Below are 12,917 nucleotides of genomic sequence, written 5' to 3' on the forward strand. Positions count from 1 at the left end.
CTAATCTCATTATTGTTATGTTATAACATAATTGAGGTTGGCGATGATTCCTTTTTCCCTGTTTAACGCCTCCGGCCTGCTGCGGCTGGCTTTGGCTCTGTTTGTGCTGGCCATACTGTGGCTGGCGACCTGCTGGGCGGTGGCGCTCCCATGATTGAACTCGACCATTTGGTGGCGGGCTACGATCAGCAGGCCATTACCCCCACTCTCTGCGGCACGATTGAGACCGGTTCGCTGACGGCGATCATCGGCGTTAACGGCTGCGGTAAATCCACATTATTGAAAACGCTGGCGGGATTCATCCCTCCGGTCAGTGGGCAGTTGCGCTGGCACGGACCGCGCCAGGTGATTGGCTGGCTGGCACAACGTCATGCTCTGGAATCGCAGTTTCCACTGAGCGTCTATGACGTGGTGAGCCAGGGGGCATGGCCGCGCGTGTCGCTGTTTCGCGGTCTCAATGCTGAAATGCGCCGCAGGATTGCTTCGGCACTGGAAAGAGTAGGGCTGTCGTCGCTTGGTGCTTCGCCCATTGAAACGCTTTCAGGCGGTCAGTTTCAGCGAATGCTGTTCGCCAGGGTGCTGGTTCAGCAGGCGCCGCTAGTGATGCTGGATGAACCGTTCACCGGAATCGATGAAGCCACCAATCAGGTGCTGATGGAGCTGATCCTTGAAATGCATCGCGAAGGACAAACCGTTCTCGCCGTACTGCATGACAATTTGCGCGTGGCTCGCCACTTCCCGGAAACGCTTTTACTGGAATCACAGCACGCCCGCTGGGGCGACACGCCTACCATTCTGGCGGCCTTCGACCACACGAGGCGCGCATGATTTGGCACACCTTCTTTCAGCCCTTTATCGAGTTTGGCTACATGCGTCGCGCGCTGGTGGTGTGTCTGGCGCTGTCGGTCAGCACCACGATGCTCGGCGTTTTCCTCTTGCTGCGGCGGATGAGCCTGATGGGCGATGCGCTGTCGCACGCGATTTTACCCGGCGTTGCCGTGGGGTATCTGCTGAGCGGAATGTCGCTGTTGGCGATGACCATCGGCGGATTTATTGCGGGAATAGCGGTCGCGCTGGTTGCCGGTTGGGTTAGCCGTCGCACGCCGCTAAAGGAAGATGCCAGCTTTGCCGGATTTTATCTCGGCTCGCTGGCGCTGGGCGTCACCCTCGTGTCCCTGCGCGGCTCCAGCGTAGATCTGCTGCATTTACTGTTTGGTTCGATTCTGGCAGTCGACAACGATGCAGCGCTGTTCGTCTCCGGCGTGGCCAGCCTGACGCTGGTGGTGATGGCGCTGCTTTATCGCGGGCTGGTCAGCGAGGCCTTCGACAGCGCGTGGCTGGAAGTCAATGCCCGCCGCTTACCGTCGCTATTGCATGGACTGTTTCTGGCGCTGCTGGTGATTAACCTGGTGGCGGGCTTTCAGGTGTTGGGCACGCTGATGGCAGTCGGCGTCATGATGCTGCCGGCCATCGCCGCGCGCTGCTGGGCGCAAACCCTACCCGGTATTTTACTGTTCGCGGCAGTCAGCGGTGCGTTCTGTGCCTGGCTCGGCTTGAGCCTGTCGTGGTCGGCCAATTTGCCTGCGGGGCCGTCAATCGTGCTGACCGCCAGCGGACTGTTTTTCATTTCGATATTTTTTGGCATGCGCAGCCGGCTGGCTTTCAGTCTGCGAGCGCTTTTTTAACGCAAGGGGAAATGATGAAAAGAACGGGATTGATTCTGGCGCTTGCGCTGGGTGCGCTTTCGCAGGGCGCAATGGCGAAAACGCTGAACGTGGTGACGAGCTTTTCAGTGCTCGGCGACATGGTTCAGCAGGTCGGGGGAGAGCACGTCCACGTCGATACGCTGGTTGGGCCGGACGGCGATCCACACACTTTTGAACCTTCCCCCAAAGACAGTGTGCTGTTGAGCAAGGCTGATGTGGTCGTGGTCAACGGCCTGGGGCTGGAAGGCTGGCTGGACAGGCTGGTGAAGGCGTCCGGGTTTAAAGGTGAGCTGGTGGTGGCTTCGGCCGGGGTGAAAACGCACACCCTGGATGAGGACGGTAAAACTGTGACGGATCCGCATGCGTGGAACAGCGCGACAAACGGTGCGCTGTACGCACAAAATATTCTGGCCGGGCTGGTAAAAGCTGACCCGCAGGATGAGGCTGCACTCAATGCCAGCGGGCAGAAATATATCGCCCAGCTGAAGGAAATTGACGGTTGGGCAAAGGCGCGCTTCGACGCTATTCCGCAGGCAAAGCGTAAAGTGTTGACCAGTCATGATGCGTTTGGCTATTTCGGTCGGGCTTACGGCGTGACTTTCATGGCGCCGCAAGGGCTGTCGTCAGAAAGTGAAGCCAGCGCGGCGCAGGTGGGCGCTCTCATCAATCAGATTAAAGCGGGTGGCGTGCATACCTGGTTTATGGAAAACCAGCTCGATCCGCGTCTGGTAAAACAAATTGCGACGGCGACTGGCGCACAGCCTGGCGGCGAACTCTATCCTGAGGCGCTATCGAAACCGGGCGGTGTCGCTGACAACTACGTCAAAATGCTGCGTCACAATGTGGATGCCCTTGCCGATAGTATGAAGTAATTCTGAGAAGCGCCCCGATATTCGGGGCGCTGCACGATTTTTCTGAAGCGTCCTCGTAAAATCATCACGTCATCTCCCTCCTGCGAAAGAAAATGGTATCTTGTTGAACATCTTTTTCAGGCGGCGAGAGATGACGATGACCGACAGTGAATTGATGGCGTTCAGCGAAGAGATTGGGCTGGCGCTGAAGGCGCAGGGTGCGACCGTCACCACGGCGGAATCCTGCACCGGGGGTTGGATTGCCAAAGTACTGACCGATATATCCGGCAGTTCTGCCTGGTTTGAGCGGGGGTTTGTCACTTACAGCAACGAAGCCAAATCCCAGATGATTGGCGTGCGCGAAGAGACGCTATTGAACCATGGCGCGGTCAGTGAACCGGTGGTGGTCGAAATGGCGATTGGCGCACTGCGCGCGGCGCGGGCTACTTATGCGATCTCCGTGAGCGGCATTGCAGGGCCCGATGGCGGCAGCAAAGAAAAGCCGGTTGGCACGGTATGGTTTGGCCTGGCCTGTGCGAATGGACAAGGTTTTACTTACCAGGAATGCTTCGCAGGAGACCGCGAAGCCGTGCGCCGTCAGGCTACAGCTTATGCCTTGCAACTGCTGTGGCAACAATTTCTACAAAACACTTGATACTGTATGACCATACAGTATAATTGCCTCAACGAAACAGAATTTACGCGGTAACACCCGGACAGGAGCAATAATGGCTATCGACGAAAACAAACAGAAAGCGTTGGCGGCAGCACTCGGCCAGATCGAAAAACAATTCGGTAAAGGCTCTATCATGCGCCTGGGTGAAGACCGTTCCATGGACGTGGAAACCATCTCCACCGGTTCGCTTTCTCTGGACATCGCTCTGGGGGCTGGCGGCCTGCCGATGGGTCGTATTGTTGAAATTTACGGACCAGAATCTTCCGGTAAAACCACGTTGACTCTCCAGGTTGTTGCTGCGGCACAGCGTGAAGGCAAAACCTGTGCGTTTATCGATGCAGAGCACGCGCTGGACCCGGTCTATGCACGCAAACTGGGTGTCGATATCGATAACCTGCTGTGTTCTCAGCCGGACACCGGTGAGCAGGCGCTGGAAATCTGTGATGCGCTGGCCCGTTCTGGTGCGGTTGACGTCATCATCGTCGACTCCGTTGCGGCGCTGACGCCGAAAGCGGAAATCGAAGGTGAAATCGGTGACTCTCACATGGGCCTCGCGGCACGTATGATGAGCCAGGCGATGCGTAAACTGGCCGGTAACCTGAAGCAGTCCAGCACGTTGCTTATCTTCATCAACCAGATCCGTATGAAAATCGGTGTGATGTTCGGTAACCCGGAAACCACCACCGGCGGTAACGCGCTGAAATTCTACGCCTCCGTACGCCTTGATATCCGTCGCATCGGCGCGGTGAAAGATGGCGATAACGTCATCGGCAGCGAAACCCGCGTGAAAGTCGTGAAAAATAAAATCGCGGCACCGTTCAAACAGGCTGAATTCCAGATCCTCTACGGTGAAGGCATCAACTTCTTTGGCGAACTCGTTGACCTCGGCGTGAAAGAAAAGCTGATCGAGAAAGCGGGCGCATGGTACAGCTACAACGGTGACAAAATTGGTCAGGGTAAAGCGAACGCTATCTCCTGGCTGAAAGAGAATCCGGCTGCGGCGAAAGAAATCGAGAAGAAAGTGCGCGAGCTGCTGCTGAGCAATCAGGATGACAAGCCGGCTTTCACCGTTGATGACAACAGCGTTGAAGAAACCAAAGAAGATTTCTGATTTATCCTAAATAATGCGAGTTGCAGGCACGCCATGGCAGCCACAACTTGAAGTATGACGGGTATCACTGTTGAAATGATAAAGGGCTGCTGATGCGGCCCTTTTGCTTTTTCATCCCGCTCAAATTTTGCATTTATTAAGGGCCAGATATGACTGAAAGCTCACCGCGTCGTTCCGCTTATGCGCGTCTGCTGGACAGGGCGATTCGCATCCTGGCGATGCGCGATCACAGTGAAAAAGAGTTGCGTCGAAAACTGGTGGCGCCGGTGCTGACCAAAAAGGGGCCGGAACCCATAGACGCGCCGCCGGAAGAGGTGGACAAGGTCGTTGCCTGGTGTATAGAAAGCAACTATTTGGATGATGTACGGTTCACGCGTCAGTTCATCGCCAGCCGTGGCCGCAAGGGTTATGGTCCGGCGCGCATTCGCCAGGAATTGAACCAAAAAGGCATTGGCCGAACGGATATCGATCAGGCCATGTACGAGTGTGAAATTGACTGGATGGAACTTGCCCGGGGGCAAGCGCAGCGAAAATACGGTGAACCGCTTCCCACTGTATTTGCAGAAAAAGTGAAGGTGCAGCGATTCCTCCTTAACCGGGGTTATCTAATGGAAGATATCCAGCAAATTTGGCGAAATGTTGCCGACTGAGTCACTCGGTATTTTACTTCCCTCCCAAGAAAACTTATCTTATTCCCACTTTTTCCGCCGGGTCGCCTGACTGTGTAAAAACTGTTCAGCTGCGGCCTGCAACAATCCGTTAGCGTGATTCCAGGATAATTATGAGCAAGAGCACCGCTGAGATCCGTCAGGCGTTTCTCGACTTTTTCCATAGCAAGGGACATCAGGTAGTTGCCAGCAGCTCCCTGGTGCCAAACAACGACCCGACTCTGCTGTTTACCAACGCCGGGATGAACCAGTTCAAGGACGTGTTCCTTGGTCTCGACAAGCGTAATTATTCCCGCGCGACCACTTCGCAGCGCTGCGTACGTGCGGGCGGTAAGCACAACGATCTGGAAAACGTCGGTTACACCGCGCGTCACCATACTTTCTTCGAAATGCTGGGCAACTTCAGCTTCGGCGACTACTTCAAACATGATGCTATCCAGTACGCCTGGGAGCTGCTGACCGGTGAGAACTGGTTTGCGCTGCCAAAAGAGCGTCTGTGGGTCACCGTGTATGAAACCGATGACGAAGCATTCGAAATCTGGGCCAACGAAGTGGGTGTTCCGCGTGAGCGTATTATCCGTATCGGCGACAACAAAGGCGCGCCGTATGCCTCAGATAACTTCTGGCAGATGGGCGATACCGGTCCGTGCGGCCCGTGCACCGAAATCTTCTTTGATCATGGCGATCACATTTGGGGTGGCCCTCCGGGAAGCCCGGAAGAAGACGGCGACCGTTATATTGAGATCTGGAACATCGTCTTCATGCAGTTCAATCGTCAAGCCGATGGCACGATGGAACCGCTGCCGAAGCCGTCGGTTGATACCGGTATGGGTCTGGAGCGTATCGCGGCTGTGCTGCAGCACGTGAACTCCAACTATGACATTGACCTGTTCAGCACCCTGATTCAGTCCGTGGCGAAAGAGACCGGTGCAACCGATCTCAGCAACAAATCTCTGCGCGTGATCGCGGACCACATTCGTTCATGTGCGTTCCTGATTGCCGATGGCGTTATCCCGTCGAATGAAAACCGTGGCTACGTGCTGCGTCGTATCATTCGTCGTGCGGTTCGTCACGGCAACATGCTTGGCGCTAAAGAGAGCTTCTTCTGGAAACTGGTTGGCCCGCTGGTTGGCGTGATGGGTTCTGCAGGCGAAGAACTGAAGCGTCAGCAGGCCCAGGTTGAGCAGGTGCTGAAAAACGAAGAAGAGCAGTTTGCCCGTACGCTTGAGCGTGGTCTGGCACTGCTGGATGAGGAATTGTCGAAGCTGAAAGGCGATACGCTGGATGGCGAAACCGCTTTCCGTCTGTACGACACCTACGGCTTCCCGGTTGACCTGACGGCGGACGTTTGCCGTGAGCGCAACCTCAAAGTAGATGAAGCAGGCTTCGAAGCCGCAATGGAAGAGCAGCGCCGTCGTGCGCGTGAATCCAGCGGCTTTGGCGCAGACTACAACGCGATGATCCGCGTTGACGGCGCTTCTGAATTTAAAGGCTACGACCATCTGGAGCTGAACGCGAAAGTGACCGCGCTGTTCGTAGACGGTAAAGCCGTTGACGCTATCGCTGCGGGTCAGAATGCGGTTGTCGTTCTGGACCAGACGCCATTCTATGCAGAATCTGGCGGCCAGGTCGGTGATAAAGGCGAACTGAAAGGCGCAGGCTGTGCCTTCAGCGTCAGCGACACGCAGAAATACGGCCAGGCCATTGGTCATCTCGGTACGCTCGATAGCGGCTCCCTGAAAGTGGGCGACGCGGTACAGGCTGACGTAGATGAAGCTCGCCGCGCACGTATTCTGCTGAATCACTCCGCGACGCACCTGATGCACGCGGCGCTGCGCCAGGTGCTCGGCACCCACGTTGCGCAGAAAGGTTCCCTGGTGAATGACAAAGCGCTGCGCTTTGACTTCTCCCATTCCGAAGCCATGAAGCCGGAAGAGATCCGCGCGGTTGAGGACCTGGTCAATGCCCAGATCCGTCGCAACCTGCCTATCGAAACCCACGTCATGGAACTGGAAGACGCAAAAGCGAAAGGCGCTATGGCGCTGTTCGGCGAGAAATATGATGAGCGCGTGCGCGTCCTCAGCATGGGTGATTTCTCTACTGAGCTGTGCGGCGGTACACATGCTAAACGTACCGGCGATATCGGCCTGTTCCGTATCACCTCTGAATCCGGTACGGCGGCAGGCGTGCGTCGTATCGAAGCGGTGACCGGCGAAGGTGCGATTGCCATTCTGCATTCGCAGAGCGATGTGCTGAACGATGTGGCGCATTTGGTTAAAGGCGACAGCCATAACCTGACTGAAAAGGTCCGTTCTGTCCTTGAACGTACCCGCCAGTTGGAAAAAGAGTTGCAGCAGCTGAAAGAGCAGGCTGCCGCGCAGGAGAGTGCAAACCTCTCCAGCAAAGCTGAAGAAATCAATGGCGTGAAACTGCTGGTGAGTGAACTTACTGGCGTTGAACCGAAGATGCTGCGTACTATGGTCGACGATCTGAAGAACCAGTTGGGTTCTACGATTGTGGTATTGGCTACAGTCGCAGACGATAAGGTTTCTCTGATTGCGGGAGTCTCTAAGGATGTGACTGACCGCGTGAAGGCAGGGGAACTGATTGGTATGGTCGCTCAGCAGGTGGGCGGTAAAGGGGGCGGTCGTCCTGATATGGCGCAAGCCGGTGGTACGGATGCAGCGGCTCTCCCGGCCGCACTGGCCAGCGTAAAAGGCTGGGTCAGCGCAAAACTGTAATAACAATAAACGCGGCGGGCGCTTTAACCATGCGGTTTTAGCGCCTTGCATTAGCAAGACTGACAACGATAAAGTCAGGTTGAAATTGTGTAAATCGGCTAAACTTACGTTTAACAGAATGTAATGCCGTGACTGCTTACACGTTTACGTGTTTGTCATCGCTTACTTTTTGGCGTTATGTGATGGATAATGCCGGGATACAAGAGACCCGACTCTTTTAATCTTTCAAGGAGCAAAGAATGCTGATTCTGACTCGTCGAGTTGGTGAAACCCTCATGATTGGAGATGAGGTCACCGTGACAGTTTTAGGGGTGAAGGGCAACCAGGTACGCATCGGCGTAAACGCCCCTAAAGAAGTCTCTGTCCATCGTGAAGAGATCTACCAGCGTATCCAGGCTGAAAAATCACAGCAGTCCAGTTACTAATATTCCCGCGTCTCACTGCCCGGTGAGACGCAACCTCTCGGTTTCTCCGTTTTTCTGCTCCGTTTCTCCTTTTAGCCCTAAATCCACCACAGATTATTTGCTCAAAGCGCTCTTCGGCTGCCTGACATTCATAGGGCTATCGCTAACTCTTTGTGTTGATAAATCGCTCTTTTTGCCGTTTTTGCAGGCTAATTGAACGGGAAGTGTGCAAACGATAAAAGGTCTGGAAAAATTGTTTGACTTATAAGTCCCAGAAAGTAATATGTGCGCCACGCAGCGACGATGAGCTCTAACGAGTAATTCGAAGCACTCGCAAGAGGCGTATGGTGAGGTGGCCGAGAGGCTGAAGGCGCTCCCCTGCTAAGGGAGTATGCGGTCAAAAGCTGCATCCGGGGTTCGAATCCCCGCCTCACCGCCATTTGCATCCGTAGCTCAGCTGGATAGAGTACTCGGCTACGAACCGAGCGGTCGGAGGTTCGAATCCTCCCGGATGCACCATATTTTCCTGACTGTCAGCGATGACGGTGTGCCAGAGAAACTCTCATTCTCGGCGGCATTGGGGAAAATAACGTTGCTTTAGCAACGGCCTGAAAGGGCAAGCCTTCGGTGAATAATTTTCCCGAATGCGCCATCTTCATCAGTGTTACGGCATGATGAGTGACATTGAGTCAGCAGTACCTTAGTTATTCCGATGCATCCGTAGCTCAGCTGGATAGAGTACTCGGCTACGAACCGAGCGGTCGGAGGTTCGAATCCTCCCGGATGCACCATCTTAGTCAGTGTTGCGGCATGATGAGTGACATTGAGTCAGCAGTACCTTAGTTATTCCGATGCATCCGTAGCTCAGCTGGATAGAGTACTCGGCTACGAACCGAGCGGTCGGAGGTTCGAATCCTCCCGGATGCACCATATTCTCCTGGCTATCAGCAATGATAGTACTCCAGAGAAATTTAATTTCTCAGCGGGCACCAGGGAGGATAACGTTGCTTTAGCAACGGCCCGTTAGGGCGAGCCTTCGGCGAGTAATCCTCCCGGATGCACCATATTTTTGATAGCGTTATTCGACGATATCGAAAACAGCAGTAAAAACAGCAGTCCCGATGCATCCGTAGCTCAGCTGGATAGAGTACTCGGCTACGAACCGAGCGGTCGGAGGTTCGAATCCTCCCGGATGCACCATCTTCTCCTGGCTATCAGCAATGATAGGACTCCAGAGAAATTTAATTTCTCAGCGGGCACCAGGGAGGATAACGTTGCTTTAGCAACGGCCCGTTAGGGCGAGCCTTCGGCGAGTAAACCTCCCGGATGCAACATCTCTCTAAATCTCCCCTTCGATTTTAAACCTGCTCCCTCAGAACACATTCCCTTGGCAAGTTTTCCGATTTTGTAACCCTGCATTCTCCAGACAATTCTTTAACCGTTTGTTTACTATTGGCATCTTTCCTCTTCCAGGCTAATTTATATCTGTGATTAATCTGTTTTAAGGTAGCAAGGAGAGAAATCCATGAAATGGTTCAAAGCTGTCTCTGCATGTTGTGCAGCTCTTATCGTTAGCGTGTCCCTGGCCGGGTGTGCAGGTTCTACGACGAAGGAAAGCACCGGCGGCTATATTGATGATACCGTGGTGACCACCAAAGTGAAATCCGCACTGTTCAACGATAAAGACGTTAAATCCTCAGAAATCAGCGTAGTGACCTTTAAGGGACGCGTTCAGCTGAGTGGATTCGTCTCATCGCAGAAGGTTGCTAACCGCGCGGTGGAGTTAACCCGCAACGTGACTGGCGTTCGTGTTGTTGAGAACGATATGCAGGTCAAGTAACGTCTGAAAATACGTATAAAAGGCACCGTTAGGTGCCTTTGTTGTCTTCAGCGGGCAGCGACAAACAGTGACGTTTTACGTTAAAGTAACGTTTCGATATCCGGTGAGTGAAAACATGATGTATGAGCGCTATGCAGGGCTGATTTTCGACATGGATGGCACCATCCTTGATACCGAACCTACTCATCTTATAGCGTGGCGAGACGTTCTCGGGCGATACGGAATGCGCTTTGATGAACACGCCATGGCTGCCTTAAACGGCTCACCGACCTGGCGCATTGCTCAGGCGGTCATTGACCTGAATCAGGCCACTCTCGACCCCCATCAGCTGGCACGTGAGAAAACGGACGCGGTGAAAGCGATTCTGTTGGATACCGTGCGTCCGTTGCCATTAATTGACGTCGTCAAAGAGTGGCATGGCCGCCGCCCGATGGCGGTTGGCACCGGCAGTGAAAGTGCAATGGCGGAAGCGTTGCTCAATCATCTCGGCCTGCGCCAGTACTTCACCGCGGTGGTTGCCGCCGATCATGTCTCTCATCATAAGCCTGCGCCGGATACGTTTTTGCGGTGTGCTGAGCTGATGGGCGTCCCTGCGCAGCAATGCGTGGTGTTTGAGGATGCTGATTTTGGCATTCAGGCGGCGAAAAGTGCAGGTATGGATGTTGTGGACGTGCGTTTGCTGTGAGTGACGTGCTCCCGCTGTTATCGCTGTTTGCGAGTAGTTTTCTGAGCGCCACGCTGTTACCCGGAAATTCAGAAGTTGTCCTGATAGGCATGCTGATAGCGGGCGTCAGCCATCCGTGGTTACTCGTGTTAATAGCAACAATGGGTAATAGCCTTGGAGGGGTAACTAACGTTATTCTTGGGCGTTTATTTCCGCAGCGTGATAATTCGCGTTGGCGGGAGAAAGCGATGGGCTGGCTAAGACGTTATGGCGCGGCCACACTATTACTTAGCTGGATGCCGGTTATCGGCGATTTACTGTGTGTCCTGGCAGGATGGATGCGTCTTTCCTGGGGACCGGTACTTTTTTTCTTATGCCTTGGCAAAGCGTTGCGCTATGTAGCTATCGCCGCAGCAACGCTTCAGGGTATGACGTGGTGGCACTAATTGGATTGATTGTGACCTTTAATCGTCAACCATTACAATTATGCTTAATAAAATGATTTCGACAGGCGGGAGGTCAATTTGATCCCGGACGTATCACAGGCGCTGACCTGGCTGGAAAAAAATCCTCAGGCAGTTCAGGGGATCCAACGCGGTCTTGAGCGCGAAACGCTGCGCGTTAATGCTGATGGCTCATTGGCAACAACGGGTCACCCGGCAGAACTCGGTTCAGCACTGACCCATAAATGGATTACAACTGACTTTGCCGAAGCATTGCTGGAGTTTATCACTCCGGTAGATGGCGACATTGACCACATGCTGACGCTGCTACGTGACGTGCATCGTCACACGGCGCGTCATATCGGCGACGAGCGCATGTGGCCACTGAGCATGCCGTGCTATATCGCGCCAGGCCAGGATATCGAGCTGGCACAGTACGGCACTTCTAACGTGGGGCGTCTGAAAACGCTTTACCGTGCAGGGTTGAAAAACCGATACGGTGCGCTGATGCAAACCATCTCCGGCGTGCATTATAACTTCTCGCTGCCGATGGCGTTCTGGCAGGCGAAGTGTGGCGTTGAAGGCAAGGAAGACGGCAAAGAGGCTATCTCTGCTGGCTATTTCCGCCTGATCCGCAACTACTACCGCTTTGGTTGGGTAATCCCGTATCTGTTCGGGGCTTCTCCGGCCGTTTGCTCGTCGTTCCTGCAAGGCAAACCGACCGCGCTGCCGTTTGAGAAAACCGAGGGCGGCATGTATTACCTGCCGTACGCGACGTCTCTGCGTTTAAGCGACCTGGGTTATACCAATAAGTCGCAAAGTAATCTCGGAATTACGTTTAACGATCTCCACGAGTATGTGGCAGGATTGAAGCGGGCTATCAAAACGCCGTCGGAAGAGTACGCCAAAATTGGTCTGGCGAAAGACGGTAACTATCTGCAGATCAACAGCAACATTTTGCAGATTGAGAACGAGCTGTACGCGCCGATTCGTCCAAAACGTGTTACCCGCAGCGGTGAAACGCCGTCGGATGCGCTGCTGCGCGGCGGTATCGAATATATCGAAGTGCGTTCGCTGGATATCAACCCGTTCTCGCCAATCGGCGTGGACGAGCAGCAGGTTCGCTTCCTTGACCTGTTTATGGTCTGGTGCGTGCTGGCGGATGCGCCAGAAATGAGCAGCGATGAGTTGCTGTGCACTCGCACTAACTGGAATCGCGTGATTCTGGAAGGTCGTAAACCGGGTCTAACGTTGGGTATTGGCTGTGAAACAGCACAGTATCCGCTGGCTCAGGTCGGCAAAGATCTGTTTGCTGATTTGCGTCGTGTGGCGCAGACGCTGGACAGCATCGAAGGCGGCGAAGCGTATCAGAAGGTGTGTGACGAGCTGGTCGAAAGCTTTGATAATCCGGAATTAACTTTCTCAGCACGTATTTTGCGTTCTATGCTTGAGAGTGGCATTGGTGGCACCGGCAAAGCGCTGGGCGATGAATATCGTAAAATGCTGCGTGAAGAACCGCTGGAGATTTTGAGCGAAGCGGATTTTGAAGCGGAGCGTGAAGCCTCGTTGGAACGTCAGCATCAGATTGAAGAGGCGGATACAGAGCCGTTCTCCGAGCTGGTCGCGCGTCACGCCTGACAGAAAAGAAAAAGGCCACAGTAAATGTGGCCAAAATTTCATCTCTGAATACAGGGATGATGATAACAAATGCGCGTCTTTCATAGAGTAAGACTCGCCCGGGAACAAAGAGTTCAGTTAATTTCAAAAAAAAACATACTCTTCGTCATATTTTCCGCGTAGCCCTTATGGCACA

Annotated in this window: 12 protein-coding genes and 5 tRNA genes; all 17 read left to right on the forward strand. The window is 54.0% G+C overall.

Annotation, left to right across the window (positions count from 1 at the left end):
- Positions 1 to 150 precede the first annotated feature (150 nt).
- The 17 genes from A8O29_RS05175 (at position 151) to gshA (ending at position 12,742) form a co-directional block, all read left to right on the forward strand.
- A complete protein-coding gene (locus A8O29_RS05175) occupies positions 151 to 828 on the forward strand; it encodes a metal ABC transporter ATP-binding protein (RefSeq protein WP_125352050.1) in 678 nt (225 codons plus the stop codon).
- Positions 825 to 1,685 carry a metal ABC transporter permease gene (locus A8O29_RS05180; protein ID WP_125352049.1) on the forward strand — a complete coding sequence of 287 codons (861 nt, stop codon included), beginning with the start codon at positions 825 to 827 and terminating at the stop codon, positions 1,683 to 1,685. The genes A8O29_RS05175 and A8O29_RS05180 overlap by 4 nt, the downstream gene beginning before the upstream one ends.
- A gap of 14 nt (positions 1,686 to 1,699) precedes the next feature.
- Positions 1,700 to 2,578 (forward strand): metal ABC transporter substrate-binding protein, encoded by an 879-nt coding sequence (locus A8O29_RS05185; RefSeq protein WP_125352048.1) that lies wholly within the window; start codon positions 1,700 to 1,702, stop codon positions 2,576 to 2,578.
- A 136-nt stretch (positions 2,579 to 2,714) separates the two neighbouring features.
- Positions 2,715 to 3,212 (forward strand): nicotinamide-nucleotide amidase, encoded by a 498-nt coding sequence (gene pncC, locus A8O29_RS05190; RefSeq protein ID WP_125352128.1) that lies wholly within the window; start codon positions 2,715 to 2,717, stop codon positions 3,210 to 3,212.
- Positions 3,213 to 3,285: 73 nt separating this feature from the next.
- Complete coding sequence (gene recA / locus A8O29_RS05195) at positions 3,286 to 4,344, forward strand: recombinase RecA (RefSeq protein WP_125352047.1); 1,059 nt, start codon at positions 3,286 to 3,288, stop codon at positions 4,342 to 4,344.
- A gap of 149 nt (positions 4,345 to 4,493) precedes the next feature.
- Positions 4,494 to 4,994: a recombination regulator RecX gene (gene recX / locus A8O29_RS05200; RefSeq protein WP_110511374.1), complete on the forward strand. Its 501-nt coding sequence runs from the start codon at positions 4,494 to 4,496 to the stop codon at positions 4,992 to 4,994.
- Positions 4,995 to 5,125: 131 nt separating this feature from the next.
- Positions 5,126 to 7,753 carry an alanine--tRNA ligase gene (gene alaS, locus A8O29_RS05205; RefSeq protein WP_125352046.1) on the forward strand — a complete coding sequence of 876 codons (2,628 nt, stop codon included), beginning with the start codon at positions 5,126 to 5,128 and terminating at the stop codon, positions 7,751 to 7,753.
- 239 nt (positions 7,754 to 7,992) lie between these two features.
- Positions 7,993 to 8,178 carry a carbon storage regulator CsrA gene (csrA, locus tag A8O29_RS05210; RefSeq protein ID WP_000906486.1) on the forward strand — a complete coding sequence of 62 codons (186 nt, stop codon included), beginning with the start codon at positions 7,993 to 7,995 and terminating at the stop codon, positions 8,176 to 8,178.
- A gap of 325 nt (positions 8,179 to 8,503) precedes the next feature.
- Positions 8,504 to 8,596 (forward strand) — tRNA-Ser (locus tag A8O29_RS05215).
- Positions 8,597 to 8,599: 3 nt separating this feature from the next.
- Positions 8,600 to 8,676: transfer RNA gene (locus tag A8O29_RS05220), tRNA-Arg, on the forward strand.
- Between the two features lie 195 nt (positions 8,677 to 8,871).
- Positions 8,872 to 8,948: transfer RNA gene (locus tag A8O29_RS05225), tRNA-Arg, on the forward strand.
- Between the two features lie 62 nt (positions 8,949 to 9,010).
- Positions 9,011 to 9,087 (forward strand) — tRNA-Arg (locus A8O29_RS05230).
- Between the two features lie 193 nt (positions 9,088 to 9,280).
- A tRNA-Arg gene (locus A8O29_RS05235) sits at positions 9,281 to 9,357 on the forward strand.
- Between the two features lie 325 nt (positions 9,358 to 9,682).
- Positions 9,683 to 9,997, forward strand: a complete 315-nt coding sequence (locus A8O29_RS05240; RefSeq protein WP_125352045.1) for a BON domain-containing protein — start codon at positions 9,683 to 9,685, stop codon at positions 9,995 to 9,997.
- 118 nt (positions 9,998 to 10,115) lie between these two features.
- Positions 10,116 to 10,682, forward strand: coding sequence for a fructose-1-phosphate/6-phosphogluconate phosphatase (gene yqaB, locus A8O29_RS05245; protein ID WP_125352126.1), 567 nt, complete (start codon positions 10,116 to 10,118; stop codon positions 10,680 to 10,682).
- Positions 10,679 to 11,107, forward strand: coding sequence for a YqaA family protein (locus A8O29_RS05250; protein ID WP_125352044.1), 429 nt, complete (start codon positions 10,679 to 10,681; stop codon positions 11,105 to 11,107). The genes yqaB and A8O29_RS05250 overlap by 4 nt, the downstream gene beginning before the upstream one ends.
- A gap of 78 nt (positions 11,108 to 11,185) precedes the next feature.
- Positions 11,186 to 12,742 (forward strand): glutamate--cysteine ligase, encoded by a 1,557-nt coding sequence (gene gshA / locus A8O29_RS05255; protein ID WP_125352043.1) that lies wholly within the window; start codon positions 11,186 to 11,188, stop codon positions 12,740 to 12,742.
- The last annotated feature ends 175 nt before the right edge of the window (positions 12,743 to 12,917 follow it).

The sequence above is a fragment of the Scandinavium goeteborgense genome (assembly GCF_003935895.2).
Lineage (GTDB): Bacteria > Pseudomonadota > Gammaproteobacteria > Enterobacterales > Enterobacteriaceae > Scandinavium > Scandinavium goeteborgense.